The following is a 19,041-nucleotide window of genomic DNA, read 5'->3' as shown; positions in this document are numbered from 1 at the left end:
AGACTCTTCACCTGTTTGCGCAGGCACGTGGATTTTTTCCTAAGTTAGTAATACACTTAATACACACTTAGATGAAAGCTTTATTAACCTCCATTGTCGCGTACGCGATGTGCAGTAGCCTTGCCTATGCCCAGCCCGACGAATCAAGAGAGTTTATCTATCTGTATTCCGATTCGATTATTTATGCGAAGCATATTGATCTCGAAAGGAATTTTACAGGCTCTCTCTACCTGTGGGCGGATTCCAAACGTATCCACCCCGAGCAGGTGAAATTTTTTAACAACAATCGAGGGTTCTTCGCAAATGTGAAAGATTTCGACTTGGTTGGCCGCACTCATTTTTCTGAGCGTATCAGACAGGGGAAAATAAATTTGTATGAGGCTAAAACCATTGATTGGGATAGTTACGATGATTTGGGCGGTTATCGCCAGCCAGCTGTCGTTGAAAGCAAAAATTATTATAACAAGGGGTATGGTTCCCTCAGAAAGGCCAATTACGTGAATCTGAGCATCGACTTGGCGGATAATCCTCAAAGTATGGCTTTCCTTGCTAAATACAGATCGACAAAAAGAACTCAGGTCGCTATGTATGTCGCAGCTGGTCTTTCTTTTATATCCGGCTTTGCTCTTATGCTGTCAGAGGGTAAGGAAGAATCCTGGGGGCCGAATAATCGTCCGGATTTTTCCTCGAAAAACTCTTCGTTCTCGCGATTAGTTCCCGGGTTGGTACTGTCTGGAGTCGGTATGGGGCTCGCTGGCGGTGGATATCTTATGGGTCCATCACGAACGCGGCATTTAAAACAGGCAGTTGATGCCTATAACGATTAGTTGAGGGTGGGACAGAGATTAAAACAGTAGGAGCAGTTTTGTGTTCTTAGCGTATTACATCTGCAGAACAAACCATCTAATCTGAAAGACATGGATAGCATTAATAAGCAACAAGAGGAGAAAAACCATGAAGACCTCCAGGGTGCCGAAGCGAAAGCCCGCGTAAAGGACATGGCAAAAGATAGCTCATGCTTTTTTTGTACTGATTTTAAAAGAGGTGACGCCTTTGTTACCAGACCGATGTCCGTGCAGGATATTGATGAGGAAGGAAACTTATGGTTTCTCAGCGCGAGTGATAGTAATAAAAATCAAGAGATTTCCGTTGATCCTTCTGTTCAGTTGTTGTTTCAGGGTTCATCGTATTCCGAGTTTTTAACGCTGTTCGGTTCTGCCCAAATAGTATTGGATAAACAAAGAATAAAGGAACTTTGGAATCCAATATTGAAAACATGGTTTACAGAGGGAGTTGACGACCCGAGAATCACTGCTATTAAGGTTCAGCCTTCTAAAGGGTATTACTGGGATACAAAGCATGGCGCTGCCGTGTCGATGATTAAACAGGCAGCTGGAGCCATTATGGGCAAAACACTTGATGATTCTATAGAAGGAAATATTGGAATTTAATCCCGCAATAAGTTATTGACTTTAATTACTTGCGCCCTTCTTTTCTAACGATACTACGAATGGCTTGATCTAGCTGTTCAGAACTTTCGATCAACATATCACAGATATTCTTAAGATTGCGATCTGTTTCCATTTTATTAAGGATATTGGCCAGTCCCATAATATTTGCAAGCGGCCTACGTAGGACATGTGACTGCTCCCAGACGATTTGATTTAAAAGATCATTTTTCTCTGCAATTTCGGTCTTTACTACTTCCAGCTCTTGTGTCGCAACCACAACTTCAGTGATGTCATGGCCCATGCAGAAAATTCCGGAACGCGCCCCCTCTTCATCAAACATGGCTGTATATTCCCACTGCGTTACTATATAGCCACCTTTTCCGTCGTGTTTACGGATGGTAGCCGGAAAGGATTGATCGGGAAACCTGAAGCACATGGAAGCGACCTGTTGACAAACTTTTACGTCGTCCCGATGCATGGTCATGAAATAGGGTTTACCAACAATATCATCGCTTATGTGCTTGAACGCATTCGCATAATTCTTATTTACGTAATCGTAATCGCCGTCTATTCCGGCTATAATGACATAAAAGAAATGTGAGTTTTCAAGGAGCTTAATCGTATTGTCAAAGTTATGCATGTAGATGGAGCGTTGTTTTTTATTTGTCGGAATCTGCTTATGAGAATAGTTTGCAGCATTCTTTAATTTCATTAGCTAATTTCAGCAGCGGAATTGCTTCGGTCCGTATACTCATATCTGCCAGTGAAGGAGATGAAGGCTCGGTACTTTCTGGTGAAGGGTGATTACTCATATTAAGTAAGCTTTTTTTGAGCATCGCCAGGGTAATCTCTATTTGTAACATTTCTTCCCTGGGATTATGAAGCATATCGTCTTTCAATCGGAACACCGAAAATAGCGAAGTTATCATGGAGCTAAGCCTCAGATTGAGCACTTGAAAGTGATATATGCCGCTTTCTCTTTCGATGCTGCGTCGTGGTTCACTTTGCATACTGGCAAATACGCTGGAAAGACTCGCCAGGCTGGTATAGACGCTTTTACGGGAGAGCTTGTAAGACGTTACATCCGAAGGTGTACCGGTAGCCTCGTCGTACAGCCTTTCCAAATATCTGATATTAGACTCGAGCACTTGTTTGATGTGGAAATCTAATCTTTTTCCTTCCCAAACAGGGAAGAGATAGGCGGCGGCAAATGCGATAACACAGCCCAGCAGGGTGTCATACATCCGCTCTAAAATAATAGAGGTGTCCTGACCGGTATAAACATTGAAAGACAGAACAACCATTGCGGTAATGAAGGCGGCGGCAATCAGGTAATTGGTACGTAAGAAGGCGAGAAAGCCAACCAGGAATATGACAGCGAACGAGATCTGAACCTCCGCCTGAGAGAGTAACAGAATGGCAAAGCCCCCGACGAGACCTGTAAGACTTCCAATAAGTCGCTGTTTGTTTCGCTTTTGTGTGATGTTAAACGACGGGCGGATAACCATCAAGATGGTCAGTACTATCCAATAGTTGTAAGTGCCAAGCTTGAAGACGTAAGATAGACCTAAACCAACCATACAAGCGATGGTCAGCCTTAACGCAAACCTGAATACGGGCGATTTTAGACTCAGATTGCTTTTAACCGGAGCAAAGCTGAAGTCTTGCACGGATACAAAATGGGCATATTGCACTTGGACATCACCAGTACCGGCGCCTGTCTTGATCGCTTTGATGTAGCCATCTATCTGCCTGATGTTATGCTTAAGTCGGGAAAGTAAAACGGCATTGCTTCCGCTTTCCCGATCGATGATGTACTGAAGTCTGTCTTCCAGCAACCTTGTTTCTTTAAGATATTTATTTATCCGTGGCCGCCTGTTTGTTTGCAGAGCACCGCTGATGATCTGAAGCTCTTTTACCTGCAATTTGATAATCTTGTTTACCAACTCCAAAACGCCGCTGACTTGGAAATGCTCACGTACGAAGGCATAGTCATAGTGTATGGCGGTGATCTGATCGTAGAGATCTATCGACCAGGAGGCAATTCGGATAAGCCTTTGACCTTCATTGTTATCTGGACTCATAGCCTGTCTGTCGCGTATCAGCAGATTACGGACAAGCTCCTGTTTGTCATTAATACGGATATGCAGGGACAATAATTTTTTGTACGAGAGGTCGAGAGGCACATCCGTATCATAGAAAAGTGCTTTAGCACTGAGGAACTCAGAGGTAGAGGTCAGGCATTCTGCGATGGCATGCTTCAATGATCGTAGCGGCCACAGCCGGATATACAGATAGCTCATGAAATAGTACCACACACTACCCGCAAGAACCCAGAGACTGAATTCTAAACCGTCGGCGGGCTTCAAACCCCAACTGAAAATGGCTTGTCCAATTAGTGAAATTCCGAGTATGCTGTACCTGAGTCCATACACTGTTAGCATAGAGCAACAAAAGACGACAGCAGAAAAAACGATTGCCAGGAGCAATGGATAGGGCCATACAGAGGCTACAAGCAGCGATATGAGGAATAAAAGCGGAACACTGATTAGCAGACTTATTTTCTTGTCGGCAGCTGTGCCTGCACCTTCTGTAACACCGATATTTAGTGCGCCCAGGGCAGCTGTTATCGCCGCTTCGGGGTAGCCGAGACTGAACAAAACGGTAACAGGTGTTAATACACTCAGGGTAATTCTGAAGGCGTCGGTAAAGTACTCAGAAAGGAAAAAACGCTTTAAGCGCAGAAAGGAGTGAGATGTAATCATTCAAGCGGGTAACGGGAGTAAAGTTACGATTCCTTGTTCTTAATTTGCAATGTAACGCTGAATGGATTGAGCTCCTATCCCTCAGCTTTAACCCAGGCCGGATAATCCCGTTCCAAAAGGCTGGCCGCCCAGCTTCCGAACCATGCGTAGCCGACCCGACGCTCGTACCCGATCTCTTCTATGGAGTACTTCTTGATGCCATCCCTGTCGCAGAAGAAAGGCTTGTTGGTGTCTATCTCGTAATACCTGGCCCAGATACCGGGCGCTGAGGAGTCAGCAACCAATTTTCTGTCAATACCTTTGGGAGTGCCTGGTGCAGAAACAGTAGTGACTTTGTATCCGGAAATCCTGCTCTTTTTTAACCAGTTAACGGCTCCATGAATGGCATCTTTTATTTCTTTGTTAGGATTGGGCTGGCTCATCAGTAATTTAACGAGAGGAACGGTCTCTGATCCGCTTATCGAAGGTAGCTCATAAGCTCTTGCTTTCGCCGGCTGCATCGTTACTTCGTCATATTGCTGACACCAGCCGGCCAATTGTCCGTTTACCCGGATCTGAGTTTGAAGAATACACTGAAGACCTCTTTGCACTGCATCACTACTGGGTGCCACCAAGGCAGGATCTGTGACGTCCATTCCATTTCTGCGTAGAGCGACGTCTTGAAGGAGGTTCATTACGTTAGCCATTGCATTGTCGTTAAACGTAATTTGACCCCTATATCCGCTGTGATCAGGATAATATTGAGGCCATCCTCCGTTCCTATACTGCGCCTTCAACAGGAAGCGAATTCCGTTGTCTGCTGCTGCGAGGTATTTTGGGTTCTTAAATTTATGATATGCTTTTATCAGGTGAGCTATCTCTTTTGTAGTGGAGTGGTTGTCAATATTCGCATCGTCGCGACGAGCTTCGATCGCAATATCCGCCTTTAATGAGTCAGAAAACTGAACGTTATAACTGAACGCCTTGCCATGATATTGCTTAGACCAACCACCAGACTTCCGCTGAAAGAGCAACATATTGTCTGCTTGAAGATCCTGTGCGGCGACCTGGGCAATAAACAGGGTAAAGGTCAGAACAAACGTGGTGCCTGACAAGAATTTTGGTAGGTTCATCCAATTCATAAAAGTTTCTTAACTATTTTTTTAACCAGTTCCAACGTTTCCCCCAGTCGGCTAAAATCTCATGCGTCCATTTTGATACCGTTTTTCCGCCCTGTATCTTCCCCTCATACAAGTGTGCTCCTCCTCTGTCTGTGTACCAGTTTTTACCCAATATGTAATCAGTAGAGTTGACTTTCCCCGGCCAAAGGTTAGTGACAACTAGTTTACCTTCGCCAAAGTTAAGATCCGGAATTGCCGATGTGAATCGGTAAGCTAGCGTTTCTGCTTGTTTGGGAGAATATTTAAGACCGTATTTCCCGTCGCCCAGATAATATCCCGGCCATCTTTGTACCGAATTTCCATAAGCTGTCTCCATTATAAAACAAACGCTGTCTGTGGGGATATTTAATTTAGGTCCTTTCAGATTGAATTCAACAAGAGTACAAAAAGCAACCGAGTCTGTGATATTACTCACTCTGTTGAACACTATCCTCGAGCTGCGCGTAAAATTCTCAAAGCTGCCACCCCAGCTTTCGCGGGTAGGATCGTCGGGATTTCCATCCATCATATACAAGAGTGATGGAGTATCGCCCATCTTAACTTCTCCCTGATAATAACTAATAAAGTCCTTGCCCAGATATCCGGCACCCTCAATGTGTTTACTATAGTAATTAGTTGGTTTTATACTATCCAGAGCTTCTTTTTTTGAGAAAAATCCATAATACGAAGAGTTTACTTCTATGAACCAGAGGTCTGGAAAGTTGTCGGCTATATAGGCATAACTATTGGCACTCCACTTTTTATTAGGCCCCCCAATCCAGTAAATGCGAATGCGATCCTGAATTTCTGGTGCATCGTGCAGTGCCTGAGCCAAGTCCTCAAGACCACCCCAACCTAGTATCCAAAGGGGTTGATCACTCGTTTTTTTTGCACATTGGATAATCCAGTTTGATCCTTCCGTTGCGCTGCGGTAACCGCGGTAGGGAGCGTTACCACGAACGCCTTGTTTTGTTACCGACCTTAGATGTTCGGGCGACAGTAAATCTTTTTGATGCTTTTTCAAGTGAGGCAGATCTTTCTCGTAAAGATCGATCATACGAAGAATTTCTTCTTTGCTGCCGTTTCCATAAGAAGGGGAGGAAACAAGACCCTCAATATTAAATTTATCGCTGTACATCAGCAAATGTGCCATTGACTGATTGTCGTCAGGATCTGTCCCTCCGATATCTGTGCTGATCAAAATTCTGGGTTTAGCAGGAACTTTTTGTTGTGCCATGACGGCGGCAACTTGGAGGCACAATAGAAAAATCGGGATATGCTTATACATGGTTAGTTACAAGTAAAGGCAGGTTTGTTATTGGTGCTTCTCATCGAAACGTAAAAAGCACCAGGGAAATGAGGTGCTTTTACGTCTGAAGCTTTTAGTAAGCGAATTGCGCATCGGCAAGTCAGCGATTACTTAACTGTTTTTTTAACCTTTGTTGCGGTCGGTCCCTTGGGGCCTTGTTCCACCTCGAAGGTAACTTTATCGTTTTCCTGGATCTGTTCAGTAACGGCACTCATGTGAACGAAGATACTTTCCTGCGTCTGCGAGTCTCTTATAAAACCGAAACCCTTTTGGTCATTAAAAAAGGCTACAGTCCCAGTTCTGACAATTTCCATTTCAATCTCCTCTTGCTTAGGAACATTGATCTGTATGTTTTCTGCCAGTACTTCTCTTCTCATCTTGGGATCCTGGGGTACAGACGTGATATTGCCGTCAGCGTCAACGTACGCCATCATATCGTCCAAGCTTTGGCCTTTAACGGCATTCGATTTCCTGTCGTCAGACTTTTCTCTCTTTTCTTGTTGCTTTTTGAGTTTTTTCTTCTCTCGTTCCTTTTTACTAAATGTTTCTGTTGATCTACCCATATTCTAATTAAAGTGTGACATCGAGCTGATTATATTATATAAGCTCTGATGGTAAAAATGTTTGCAATAAATGTTTTTAGGCCTGAATGATGATAAAAGGTCGTCGGACATTATTCTGCAAAAGTATCACTATATTATTTAATAAATCTGTTACAACAGTATTTATTAAGTAGACTATTGTATTTAAAATGTTAAAAAGTAAAAGGGGAGGGTCGGATTGTTGATATCTGAGGAGTTATTCATCACAAGAATCGCTTGATTTAAGCGGTAGCTCAAGAATGTCCTGAAAGCCTTACCAGGCTGTTTAATTGGTGAATACAGTGCCTGGACAGCTGCCTCAGACACTGTAAAATGATTATTGAGCGCGCGTCAACTTAAGATGTGTCTTCATGCCGTTAAACTCCGACGTAATAATAGTTGAATCACCATAGAACTTGCCTGCGTGAGGCATCACATTTCCACCAATATCTAGTGAGAAGGTAAAGTCGCTCCCTTTTATTTTGCCATCAGCGATTGGCAGATCTCCCTGGTCGCTTGTCACGACACCGCTTAAGCTTTCTCCTTCAACCTGGAAGGTGTACGTTAGGGGGAGCTCCATATCTCCGAATTTCAAAATGCCTTTCCACTTTCCGTTAAGATCAGTAGATGCAGCGAGGCAAATAGCAAAGCAGCTTACAAAAAGCGCAATAATCGAGACTCTTTTTTTCATATGGGTTTATTTTTTAGGTCCACTAAATCTAATAATATTTTTTAAAAGAATCTATTGTTACGATGTTATCTACAGTCTTGATTTTCAATCGGTCTCTGCTAATGTAAATGGTGTACCAACACCCGTATGGATGAACTTGTCTAAGCTGTAAAGAAAACTTTGCCATCCGCTGGAGCATAAGTCGTAACACTCTGCTTTTGGGGTTAGCCCTATATGCGTTAGCCTCAATAAAGTGCCTTCCGGGTGTATGGAAAGCTCCCAAACGATCCGGGTGTTTATCCATTCTTTTTTGTTGTCGAGTTCCGGAAGGTCTATAAACGCGTCTTGTACCCGCCAGACTACCTTTTTGTTCCCGATCAATTCTTCGACAACCATCGTTTTGAAAATCTGTGGTCCAAATCGGATAGTAAAGGTCTGGCCCACAGTCTGCGCAGAACCCTCGAACATCTCGGTCCACCACTCATTGATCTGGGACGTTAGGCCTTCGTAAATTTTATCCTCTCTCTCCTGAAAAATAAGGCTCATTGAAAAGTTGTCCATATGTTTAAGATTGATTTAAACTTTCGACTTCAGCTATGCGAATGATTAAAGATGGCTAAAATATATCGGGTTGCACTTGTCCTATGGCAAGTATTCAAGAAAGGGGAGGTAGAAATAACGGCCTGGAAAGCTGCTAAAAAGATTGGGCATACGAACCTGACCCTTAAGGCCTCAGGTTGGTATGCCCGTTTCTGGAAATTCGGTAGTTGAACTTCAATATGAAAAATTCATTCAGCGCGGTTATGCCTTTTTTGGAGGAAGGTCAAATGCTATGGCCTCATGCTCAAAATGACCTTTGTGAGCACCGTCGCAGAAAGGCTTGTTTTTAGACATCCCGCATCTGCAGAGACTTAAAACGGTACGTCCCTGAAGACCATACTCATTGCCATCTTTATCAAAGATTTCAAAATCGCCTTCTATTTTCACTGAACCGTTATTGTTGATTGTAAGCTTTGTTTTTGCCATTTGAGGTTGTTGTAAGCCTCAAAAGTAGGACATTGCATACAGCCTCTGCAATCTGATTCTAATTTAGAAACGTTCAAATCTGAGTTTAAACATATTGTGAAAGGATGGGGGAACATCTTTTAATGGTTTTCTAGGTACGTTCTTAATTCGGACGGAAGCATGTTCACGCCAACAATTTCACCACTGTTGTTGATCAGGAAATTACTCGGAAATACACTAATTCCCAACTTCAAGCTTTCCACCCCGTTGACATCTAACAGCTGAGGCCATTGAAGATTTTGATCACTGATGACTTTTTGCCAGTTCTCCTTCCTCGATAGTTTGTCAGTAGAAATGCCGATAATCTCCAGTCCTTTAAGGCGAAAATCTTCATATATTTTGGCCAGGTCAGGAAACTTGGCTATACAAGGAGCACAGTTGCTGTACCAAAAATCTAACAAAGTGTACTTATTGGCTTTGTAATTTATATGAGTGTTTTTGTTTGCTGTAACATCTGTCGCCGAAAAACTTTTCAGTTTGCTATTCAAAGCGGTTAAGTTAAACTCGCTCAAATGGTTTCCTACCTTCAATCCAATTTTGCTGTTCTTCAGAGAATCTGAAAAGTGATCGTATATCGTGCTAAAGATTTCTTCATAACCGAATTTCGTCAGCGCAATTAGCTTCCAGAGAGCATAATACGACGTTGGGTTTTCTCTCACATATTTTAATAAGGCAGCGTCATGTTCTCTATAATTCAGTTTTAATTCCTGATCTAATTGCGTGCGTATCTCAGTAGGAATATTATTCGAATACACTACTGATAGACTATCCCGCTTACGATCAAAAAGCTGATTATTAAGCCTCACCTTTTCAAAGCTTTTTAAATACGATTCGTAGTCACTGACCATTATTTTGTTGGTAACTTGAGGAATAGCTTTTCGGGCCTTGCTGTGGATGCGTATAGTTTGTTTGCCTGTATCAATTACAAAAACACCACTGGGGGCGCCGTCACTTACGGAGATTTCGTACGCTAATGGCTCTTCGATAAAAGCCTCTATATGAAATTTTCCGCCTAAAACCCTGGCTTTTAAATCTCTCATCTTGTCTGGATAATAGCCACTGTCACTTACGAGCACGAAGCTGACGCTCCCGGTATCGATATCTACATATCCGTCTAACACGAAATTAATTTTGCTCTCCTGGGAAAAGCTTGCAAGTGAATTAAAAAGTAAGAAACATCCGACGATTAAGGCTTTGATCATTTATATATGGCGTGGTTCTAAGATAGGAAAAATACCAGCAAACTTATTGCTATCTTGTTACCTCGGTGAGTTCTTAGAAACGAAACCTTTTAGACAATGAAGTGATTGTTTAAGAGATAACCAATAACTAAATACCACTAACATGAAAAAACAAACCATTAACCAAAAGATTGAAATTCACGCGTCCGCTGAGAAAGTTTGGCAAGTAATGTGGAATAACGACAGCTACAAGAAATGGGCGGCAGCTTTTATGCCGGGCTCTCATTATGTCGGAGATCTGAAGCCCGGTGGTAGAATCCAGTTCCTCGATCCCAGCAATAACGGGATGGAAAGCGATGTGGAATCCGTTACAAAGAATCAGGAGGTAACCTTTCGCCATCTTTTTGAGTTGGAAGCCGGAAACGCGGGTAAAACCCTCGGAGATATGCGGGAAAAATTCGAACTTGTAGAAAAGGATGATGTTACTACCTTGTTTGTAAGCTCAGATATGCCTGAAGAATATTTCGAAGAAATGAATACTGCAACCACTAGTGCCCTGCAAATCATCAAAGAAATGTCCGAGCAGTGAGGTACGCTCGCGATCAAAAAATAAAGACTCCTAACCAACTTATATGAAACTTCCCCACTTAATTTACGCCCTTATTATCCTAACCGTGATCAGCAGCTGTACAGCGAAAAAACCAAATGCGGACAACAACGAGTCATGGATATCCTTGTTCAATGGTAAAGATCTCGACGATTGGTTCGTTAAGATTCAGCATCATGACGTAGGTGAGAATTTTGGCAGTACTTTTCGCGTAGAAGACGGTGTGATTAAGGTTCGGTATGACCAGTACCAGGATTTCAATGAACAGTTTGGGCACCTCTATTACAAAGTGCCGTTCTCCCGATACCATCTGGTACTTGAATACCGATTTACTGGCGAGCTGCATAAAGGCGCACCGGAGTATACCCTCCGCAACAGTGGCGTCATGTTTCATTCGCAGGACCCACGAACGATGCCTAAAGAGCAGGACTGGCCTATTTCAATAGAGATGCAATTTCTTGGTGGCTTAGGTGATGGGAAACCGCGTCCGACCGGTAACATGTGCTCCCCTGGGACCAAGGTGGTTTACAACGGTCAGCTCGCGGAGGATCACTGTATCAATTCCACATCTAAGACCTATGATGGTGATCAATGGGTAAAGGCAGAGTTAATCGTTTTGGGCGACTCATTGATCAAACACATCATTAATGGAGACACTGTTCTGCAGTATTCCAAACCGCAAATAGGAGGGGGCGTAGTCAATCGATACGATCCTTCTGTAAAGCAGGATGGGAAGTTATTGAAGGAGGGTTATATCGCCTTGCAAAGTGAGGGCCAGCCAGTAGAGTTTCGGAATATAAAGTTAAAGAACCTGGCACAGAAAGGCGACTAAGTCTAACTATTGCTGCCCGTCAACATGACATCCTGCTCATATTGACGGGTATCGGTAGTTAGGCGGAATGCGGGCTTAGCAGTCCAGTACAGGCTTATATTTGCTTAAGGTGGAAAAAAGCATTATGTTGGGCACATGACAATAAAAACACTTGCTATCGTAGGCTGTGGTAAACTTGCCACCATTATCACCGATGCGTTAATCGAAGGTTTTCTGCCAGACTATCAGCTTATAGGCGCCTTTTCGCGCACAGTTGAAAAAGCTAAACATATCGCCGACAAAGTGCAAAACGCAGAGTCGGGATATACTTGTGCGACATGCAATTCCCTTGATGAACTGCTGGCGCTTAAACCCGACTACATCATCGAAACCGCTTCGCCTGATTCAATGAAAGCGCTGGCGCTTCCCGCTCTGAGAAATGGCTCGTCAATAGTTACCTTGTCTATCGGGGCGTTTGCCGATACGGAATTTTATGCGGAGGTGAAAGCAACAGCGAGGGAGAATAACACACGCGTACACCTTGTATCCGGTGCTATTGGAGGATTTGATGTATTACGCACGGTGTCTCTAATGGGTGATTGCACAGCTACATTTCATACAGAAAAAGGGCCGAATTCACTCAAGAACACTGCTGTCTATGAAGAATCGTTGCAGACGGAGAAACGAAAAGTCTTTGAGGGGAACGCTCAGGAGGCGATTGCGTTGTTTCCAACCAGGGTAAACGTTGCTGTTGCAGCGTCGCTGGCATCTGTAGGACCCGAGAATATGAAAGTTTCCATGACGTCGACACCTGGCTTTACAGGCGATGAACACCGCATAGAAGTCAAGAGTGACCAGGTCCATGCGGTGATCGATGTGTATAGTGCGACGGCACAAATTGCCGGTTGGAGCGTGGTGAATACACTCCGAAATATCACATCGCCTATTGTGTTTTGATGTATGATGTAATATTGGCCAGAACCTTCTCGCTCAGGCGGTCAAACGCCTGGCGGGTGCGGCCTACAGAAACGCCCATGCAGCGCACGTTAGGATGATTCAAAAATCGCTCGTCGCCCAGCGCAGGCGCGGTATCACAATAACATCGATTATCGCCCTCTATCCATTTCGCGAAAGGGGCTTCGTCCCAGGCAGGAGAAAGTCCGGTATTGAACAGTATTTTATGGTTTCCTAAATGTTCGAACTCTTTCTCATGCAAAAGAACCGTATTTCTATTGAGGCAGGTAATGACTACTTCACTCTGTGAAAGCAGATCTGCCAAAGGTAAAAAGCGGTATCCTTTTTCTTTAGCTTCCGCTTTTTCGCTACGTGAGAAATAGGCGATGTCCGCGCCAAAAAACTTAAGCGCGTCGGCTACCATGCCACCAGATTTTCCCAGGCCCACAATACCAGTTTTCAGTCTGGTAATTTCCCTGGGCACACCGTCCCAGGGCTGCGCCTGAGTACCATCCTTATTCTCGCCGAAACCGTGGAGGCAACGAACCAGCTCGCTGATCACGTATTCCACAACACCTTCGTCGCCATAATCCCGAACGCCGGTAACGACAATTTCCCTGGAATTGGCGTAAACGATATCGACATTCGCGCTTTCCGGCGAATATAATGAACAGCACATCCCGATATATTTGATATCAGGGCATTTTTCAAGTGCATCTTTGCGAAGTTGTGATGTATAGCTGAGCAACACGGCGTCTGCGTCCCCAATACGCAAAGCCATCTCTTCGGCATTGGAAGGGATATCCTGATACATGATCACCTCTCGCGCAAAGGCGTGCAGCTTTTCTTCGGCCGAGGGAATCAAATTCAATGGTTCGATGGCCACTAATTTTCTAAACATGCTTCTTGTCTTAAATATGAACGATCAATCTACAAATCTCGTCAAAATAAGTTAGGCGTCAAGCGCGGGGAGGGAGGGATTTCGGTCTCGGGGTTTCAATGCAGCGGCAAAGATTGAGCTGAACAAATCTCAAAACAGCAGTTTAAATTTCTTTCAGGAAGAGCGCTCTGGATAAGGGTAGAAAGCTATGCCTGGCATTCCATCATCAACTGGTTTGGCATCACGGAACAGTTTCCGACTCCAATAACGGTTCTAATAATAAACCGTGGTATTGGTTTGACCGCCTTGGTCAACTCTATAATTTCCAGATCGGTCTGCTACGGCGTCATTTTGTGGATTATATATTATTACGCCATACTGGAAATTACATGGAACTTTTATCTCAGCCAGTCCATTCTCATCGGTTATGCCTTTGAGACGAGCGCTTTCTACAAGACTTCTCGGGTTGCTCCATTCGGGACCCACATGCGGGTAGGCTATGAGTACCATGTTTTTTAGAGGGTATTTGGGCTCGCTATTTGAAAGTAGCTTGATTTTTAAAGTTCCTGAGAAGTCAGAAGCTTTTACAGTTTTTTTCTTTTCAAGATTTGAAATAACCTGAACGTATTCGCTGGTGGGATAGATTATCCCATTTACCATAGCAGAATCCGAAACTACTCGATAATTCCCGGGTAAAAGATTAGCAAAATTTACAAATCCTTCCCGGTCTGTCCTGCTAAGCTCAATGGGCGTAATAAAAGCTCCGGCATCTCCCCCTTTGATCATCGCAGAATAAAGGGAGATTTTAACACCCGACAGACCCCTCCCTAAGTCGTCAATTAGCTGATAACTCAGCGTTCCAGGCTTAGAAGGTTCAACTAGTGTTACATGAGTAATCTTCTTACATGAGATCATCAAAGTAGACAGCCCGAGAAGTATTATAAATTTAACTTTCATATTTTTATGGTGATATTCTCATAATGGAATTGGCTTTTTCGTCTTTCTCAAGGAAAAAATCAAAAACATCATGAATTCTGTACCCTGAATTAGTTACCAAGTCGTATAGATATATTTTATACTGTTTGTAGCAAGGAATCTTGATTTTGATTAAACCGGAAGAATTAGTAACACCCTTATAATCCGCTATCTTTGAATTACTGGCCGTAGTATACTCATTGTAAATCTTATTCGTGGGGACTACCATTACGCCTACACTTTTCATGGGCTTCTCATCGTTATAAGAGCGAACTGTTATCGTCAATTGGGCTGAAAAGTCAGTGGCTTTCACCTCTCTTCGTGTAGTGGCAGCTACCGAAACCTCCACATATTCATGAACAACATAAGTTAAATCATTAACCTTCACAGAGTCTGCACGAATAAGGTACTTGTCAGGATTAAGATCCCCGAAGTCGATTTGGCCGTTGACATCCGTCACTTGCTTGTCCAAAAGGATTTGGTAGTCGGAATAAACACCTTCATAGGCAAATAAGGAAATCGCAACACCAGGCAGACCTTTTCCGGCATCATCGGTCAGTTTATAGATAAGCTTTCCGCTATTTGAGGGCGCCACATCAACGATGGTTGTTTTTTTGCAGGAAATAATCACTACAGAAAGCAGAAGTAAGAAAACTAGCTTAGGCTTCAAGATAATAAGGTTTAGTACAAAGCTACATCAAATATATAGATATGTCTTCATAATAAATTTTGTGCGTTCAACAGACCTTTTTGATTCATATTGACTAAATTATATGAGCTTTATATAGAAACATCTTATCATGATCAAAAGGGTCGTGGAATCGTTAGTTACAGGAGATATGGACTGGAGATTCTTGCCATATGACAATCGGCAATAAAATATTCATCATTAACTTGAATTCAATTTATTCAGACAAAAAGAGGCGGAATGAGAAAAGTAATAGCGGCAATCAACACGACACTTGACGGAATCTGCGACCATACAGCAGGTATCCCTGACGATGAATTACATGAGCATTATACTGACCTGTTAAATAACGCAGACACCATTTTGTATGGAAGGATCACATACCACCTGATGGAATATTGGCGAACGGTGTTAGAAAGCCCTTCCGATGAAAAATCCATGAATGATTTTGCTGTTGCTATAGACGCAATTCCGAAGATTGTGTTTTCTCAAACGCTGAAAGATGTCGATTGGAGCAGTGCAAGATTGGCTATCGATGCCCTTGAAGCTGTGGTTTCAGCTCTCAAACAACAGCCAGGTAAAGATATTTTAGTTGGAAGCCGTAGTTTGATCATACAGCTAATGAAATTGAATATGATTGATGAGTACCAGCTTTGTATTCACCCTGTTGTAGCGGGTATCGGTTCGCCCTTGTTTGGCGAGATAAATGACCGGAAGATTTTCAAGTTAACAAATAGCAAAATATTCGATAGTGGCGCGATAACGCTTTACTATAAACCTATAACGAAATACAAGAATCATTAGCCGGGAGTGCATCGAACCCAAGCGCGAATGTATTTTTTGATACCTATCAAACCTTAGGCCTCGCTACCGAATAATGGTAACGACACCGGAGGGCTGGCAAGCTGTCGAACGCAAGAAAAACGTTGAATGAACGCAGTTAGCCCGCAAACAAAACATATGTTGCATTATCCCGACTAGTTGTAGCATTACCAACGTTTATTTAATCAGATCTTTGATCCGATTAACCATGCCCTAAGATTACAATATGAAGGTACTCCACATCCTTTTGCTGCTGCTTCCATGCTTAGCATTTTCTCAAATAAGCGTCAGACATACGCTAAATAAAAACAACAGTTCCTATCCCATCGTTGGGAAAAACGACGTCGCCACAATCGTGTACAGCTCTTCAGAGAATATCCTGGTAAAGAAATCAGTCGACTTTCTCGCCGGGGATATTGAAAGCGTCTCCGGTAAACGGCCATCTGTCTCTACGGCAACAAAGACACAAGAGAAGTATCCCATCATTGTGGCAACTGTGGGGAACAATGATCTGATAGCTGAGTTAGTAGCGAAAAAGAAAATCAATGTCGACGTCCTGAAAGGTCAGTGGGAGAGGTTTATTATACAAACTGTAGACGATCCATTTCCAGGTGTTAAAAAAGCCCTGGTTATAGTAGGAAGTGACCGACGGGGAGCTGCCTATGGCGTTTTCACGCTTTCAGAGAAGATCGGCGTATCACCATGGTATTGGTGGGCTGATGCTGTAATTGAAAAAAACAAGGAGATCTATCTGGAGAAGTGTCATTATATTTCTAAAGGTCCGGCAGTAAAATATCGGGGTATCTTTATTAACGACGAATCCCCGGCATTCAGAAACTGGGCAACCGAAAAGTTCGGAGGTATAAATCATCAATGCTATGAAAAGATCTTCGAGGTGATGTTACGAAACAAAGCGAACTTCCTTTGGCCGTCCATGTGGCTTCCCACTATGTTCAATGTCGATGATCCACTAAATCCGAAGGTCGCGGATGAATATGGTATCGTGGTTTCAACCAGTCATCACGAACCTATGATGCGTGCGCATAACGAATGGTCGGTCTTTAATGGAGGGGCATGGGACTATGAAAAGAATAAAGAACAACTCAGACGTTTTTGGCGTGGCGGTATCGAACGCATGGGTAACTACGAAAGTGTTGTTACAGTAGGAATGCGCGGCGATGGCGATGAAGGAATGTCAGAGGAGACGTCTGTAGGCCTCCTGAAAACCATTATCAAAGATCAACGGCAGATCATATCAGACGTGACCGGTAAACCGGCAGAAAAAACTCCGCAGGTATGGGCTATCTATAAAGAAGTTCAGGATTATTACGATAAAGGTTTGCGGGTTGATGATGACATCACGATTCTGTTTAGTGACGATAATTGGGGGAATCTGCGCTACCTGCCGAAAAAGGCAGATCTTAATCACAAAGGTGGATACGGTATGTACTATCACTTCGACTATGTAGGCGCGCCGGTGTCATACAGGTGGCTGAACGTGACACAAATTGAAAGAGTATGGGAGCAGATGAGGCTCAGCTATGAGCACGGCGTTAAAAATCTCTGGATAGCCAATGTTGGTGACATAAAACCAATGGAGTTACCCATCAATTTTTTCCTGGATTACGCCTGGGACCCTGCTTCGATACAGGCAACTGATCTGCCACAATATTACGTGAATTGGGCAGGTCAGCAGTTTGGCAATCAGTACCCAAGAGAAATCGCCGAGCTCCTTTCGCTTTACACGAAATATAATGCCAGGCGCGTTCCTGAAATGCTAACCTCCGCTACCTATAGTGTGGAGAATTACAGGGAAGCTGATAGAATTGTCGAAGAATATAATGGACTGGCAGCGAGGAGTCGGAAACTTTATAACCAGCTGTCGGACGAATATAAACCCGCATTCTTTCAGCTAGTCTTATCACCTATTGAATTAAGTGCGAACGTGAACGAAATGTATGTTGCTGCGGGGAAGAATAAATATTACGGCGAGCGGGGAGCTGCAGCTGCCAACTACTATGCAGATCGGGTCAGACACCTGTTTCAGAAAGACGAAGAACTCACCAAGGCCTTCCACGAACTAAAAGACGGCAAATGGAACCATATAATGTCGCAAACGCACATTGGATATACATCATGGAACCATCCACCATTGAACATGATGCCCGCAGTGTCATATGTACAAGTTCCGAAACCCGCCGAACTCGGTTACCTGCTGGAATATGGCAGGAGGCCGCAGTGGGGTTGGCTGGATGTAGAGGCCGACTGGGCTTTTAGTGAGTCATTACCAGCGTTTGATAACCTCAATCAACAAAATTATTACGTGGATATCCTCAATAGAGGACAAGAAGAATTAAGCTATTCTATTACGCCCCAACAGAATTGGATAAAAGTCTCTAAGCCGAAAGGTGTTACGCAGTATATTGAAAGAGTTTACATAAGCATCGATTGGGGCAAAGCTCCCAAAGAAGGCGCTACCGGAAAAATCCTCATTTCAGGAGCCGGAAAGGAGTATACTGTCAACGTCCCTGTTCGCGAGAGTATTTCCTCTGCGTCAGGTTACATAGAAAATAACGGCGTTGTAGCGTTTGAAGCGGCGAGCTTTATCAGAAAGATTGACAACAAAGATGTTTACTGGACGGTAGTGCCTAACCTTGGCAGGACAAGTTCATCCGTAATCGTTGAGCCCGTCACAGCTGAAAGGCAAACATTGACATCCAAATCGCCTCGTCTGGAGTACGAATTTACTGTTGTGAAGCCTGGCGATCTGACCGTACATGCCTTTTTATCACCTACTCAAGATTTTAAGAAATCAGGAGGTTTGAAGTTTGCCATGTCGATTGACAATGAAGAACCGCAGCTGGTAAATATGAACGAAGGCGAGATTAAACCGGATTACGAATATGCTGAATGGTGGTCCAAATCGGTCGCTGACCACATAAAGATTCGAAGAACCAAACATAAGGTCGATAAGCCAGGTAAGCATACGCTGAAGATATGGATGGTTGACCCCGGAATCGTGTTTCAAAAGTTCGTGATTGATGCAGGAGGACTGAAGCCAAGTTATCTGGGACCGACCGAAAGTAAATATGTAGGGTCCAAATAGACTTTATTAGGAGCAAGAGCGTCATGATTCATCTCAC

20 protein-coding genes are annotated in these 19,041 nt (G+C 43.5%); 8 read left to right on the top strand and 12 right to left on the bottom strand.

Translation table 11 applies throughout. The annotated features are described in order from the left end of the window. The first annotated feature begins 71 nt into the window (after positions 1-71). A complete protein-coding gene (locus tag B0I27_RS10550; protein WP_146133119.1) occupies positions 72-827 on the top strand; it encodes a hypothetical protein in 756 nt (251 codons plus the stop codon). Between the two features lie 90 nt (positions 828-917). Beyond that, the gene (locus B0I27_RS10545) at positions 918-1,451 is read left to right on the top strand and encodes a pyridoxamine 5'-phosphate oxidase family protein (protein ID WP_106293197.1); all 534 of its coding nucleotides are present in this window, start codon (positions 918-920) and stop codon (positions 1,449-1,451) included. A gap of 25 nt (positions 1,452-1,476) precedes the next feature. Here the strand turns inward: B0I27_RS10545 and B0I27_RS10540 are convergent, their stop codons facing one another. From B0I27_RS10540 to B0I27_RS10510, 7 genes are all read right to left on the bottom strand, one after another. After that, the gene (locus B0I27_RS10540; RefSeq protein WP_106293196.1) at positions 1,477-2,163 is read right to left on the bottom strand and encodes a PAS domain-containing protein; all 687 of its coding nucleotides are present in this window, start codon (positions 2,161-2,163) and stop codon (positions 1,477-1,479) included. Then, the gene (locus B0I27_RS10535; RefSeq protein WP_106293195.1) at positions 2,129-4,216 is read right to left on the bottom strand and encodes an FUSC family membrane protein; all 2,088 of its coding nucleotides are present in this window, start codon (positions 4,214-4,216) and stop codon (positions 2,129-2,131) included. Before B0I27_RS10535 ends, B0I27_RS10540 begins: the two co-directional genes overlap by 35 nt. Before the next feature lie 74 nt (positions 4,217-4,290). Further along, positions 4,291-5,328 carry a pectate lyase gene (gene pelA, locus B0I27_RS10530; protein WP_181276746.1) on the bottom strand — a complete coding sequence of 346 codons (1,038 nt, stop codon included), beginning with the start codon at positions 5,326-5,328 and terminating at the stop codon, positions 4,291-4,293. Positions 5,329-5,350: 22 nt separating this feature from the next. Next, positions 5,351-6,592: a nucleoside hydrolase-like domain-containing protein gene (locus B0I27_RS10525; RefSeq protein ID WP_245925484.1), complete on the bottom strand. Its 1,242-nt coding sequence runs from the start codon at positions 6,590-6,592 to the stop codon at positions 5,351-5,353. Between the two features lie 179 nt (positions 6,593-6,771). Further along, positions 6,772-7,227 carry a cold-shock protein gene (locus tag B0I27_RS10520; protein ID WP_106293192.1) on the bottom strand — a complete coding sequence of 152 codons (456 nt, stop codon included), beginning with the start codon at positions 7,225-7,227 and terminating at the stop codon, positions 6,772-6,774. A gap of 355 nt (positions 7,228-7,582) precedes the next feature. Then, positions 7,583-7,936, bottom strand: coding sequence for a glycoside hydrolase (locus B0I27_RS10515; RefSeq protein WP_106293191.1), 354 nt, complete (start codon positions 7,934-7,936; stop codon positions 7,583-7,585). An 84-nt stretch (positions 7,937-8,020) separates the two neighbouring features. After that, positions 8,021-8,476 (bottom strand): SRPBCC family protein, encoded by a 456-nt coding sequence (locus B0I27_RS10510; RefSeq protein ID WP_106293190.1) that lies wholly within the window; start codon positions 8,474-8,476, stop codon positions 8,021-8,023. 51 nt (positions 8,477-8,527) lie between these two features. Here B0I27_RS10510 and B0I27_RS17480 point away from each other — a divergent pair, with 51 nt between their 5' ends. Further along, entirely contained in the window at positions 8,528-8,686 is a 159-nt protein-coding gene (locus tag B0I27_RS17480) for a hypothetical protein (protein WP_181276745.1), read from the top strand. A 30-nt stretch (positions 8,687-8,716) separates the two neighbouring features. On the opposite strand, the gene B0I27_RS10505 is transcribed toward B0I27_RS17480, so the two are convergent. Next, positions 8,717-8,941, bottom strand: a complete 225-nt coding sequence (locus B0I27_RS10505) for a CDGSH iron-sulfur domain-containing protein (protein WP_106293189.1) — start codon at positions 8,939-8,941, stop codon at positions 8,717-8,719. Between the two features lie 119 nt (positions 8,942-9,060). Further along, positions 9,061-10,182, bottom strand: a complete 1,122-nt coding sequence (locus tag B0I27_RS10500; RefSeq protein WP_106293188.1) for a TlpA family protein disulfide reductase — start codon at positions 10,180-10,182, stop codon at positions 9,061-9,063. Positions 10,183-10,324: 142 nt separating this feature from the next. Between B0I27_RS10500 and B0I27_RS10495 the strand changes: the two genes are divergently transcribed. The 3 genes from B0I27_RS10495 to B0I27_RS10485 all read left to right on the top strand — a co-directional run bounded on the left by B0I27_RS10495 (position 10,325) and on the right by B0I27_RS10485 (position 12,536). After that, on the top strand, positions 10,325-10,750 hold the full coding sequence (locus B0I27_RS10495; protein ID WP_106293187.1) for an SRPBCC family protein: 426 nt from the start codon (positions 10,325-10,327) through the stop codon (positions 10,748-10,750). Between the two features lie 43 nt (positions 10,751-10,793). Next, positions 10,794-11,600 carry a 3-keto-disaccharide hydrolase gene (locus B0I27_RS10490; protein ID WP_106293186.1) on the top strand — a complete coding sequence of 269 codons (807 nt, stop codon included), beginning with the start codon at positions 10,794-10,796 and terminating at the stop codon, positions 11,598-11,600. 135 nt (positions 11,601-11,735) lie between these two features. After that, positions 11,736-12,536, top strand: coding sequence for an aspartate dehydrogenase domain-containing protein (locus B0I27_RS10485; protein ID WP_245925483.1), 801 nt, complete (start codon positions 11,736-11,738; stop codon positions 12,534-12,536). Here B0I27_RS10485 and B0I27_RS10480 read toward each other — a convergent pair. From B0I27_RS10480 to B0I27_RS10470, 3 genes are all read right to left on the bottom strand, one after another. Next, positions 12,523-13,434, bottom strand: a complete 912-nt coding sequence (locus tag B0I27_RS10480) for an NAD(P)-dependent oxidoreductase (protein ID WP_106293185.1) — start codon at positions 13,432-13,434, stop codon at positions 12,523-12,525. The genes B0I27_RS10485 and B0I27_RS10480 overlap by 14 nt on opposite strands. Before the next feature lie 252 nt (positions 13,435-13,686). Further along, a complete protein-coding gene (locus B0I27_RS10475; RefSeq protein ID WP_146133118.1) occupies positions 13,687-14,370 on the bottom strand; it encodes a hypothetical protein in 684 nt (227 codons plus the stop codon). Positions 14,371-14,374: 4 nt separating this feature from the next. After that, on the bottom strand, positions 14,375-15,058 hold the full coding sequence (locus B0I27_RS10470) for a prealbumin-like fold domain-containing protein (RefSeq protein ID WP_106293183.1): 684 nt from the start codon (positions 15,056-15,058) through the stop codon (positions 14,375-14,377). 258 nt (positions 15,059-15,316) lie between these two features. On the opposite strand from B0I27_RS10470, the gene B0I27_RS10465 reads away from it, so the two are divergent. Together B0I27_RS10465 and B0I27_RS10460 are read left to right on the top strand one after the other, a co-directional pair. Further along, entirely contained in the window at positions 15,317-15,880 is a 564-nt protein-coding gene (locus tag B0I27_RS10465) for a dihydrofolate reductase family protein (RefSeq protein WP_106293182.1), read from the top strand. Positions 15,881-16,124: 244 nt separating this feature from the next. Further along, entirely contained in the window at positions 16,125-19,004 is a 2,880-nt protein-coding gene (locus B0I27_RS10460; protein ID WP_106293181.1) for a glycosyl hydrolase 115 family protein, read from the top strand. Positions 19,005-19,041: the final 37 nt, after the last annotated feature.

It is taken from the genome of Arcticibacter pallidicorallinus (assembly GCF_003002875.1).
Classification (GTDB): Bacteria; Bacteroidota; Bacteroidia; order Sphingobacteriales; family Sphingobacteriaceae; genus Arcticibacter; species Arcticibacter pallidicorallinus.
Note: the sequence above shows the minus strand (reverse complement) of the source record. Positions and strands in the feature narration are given on the sequence as shown.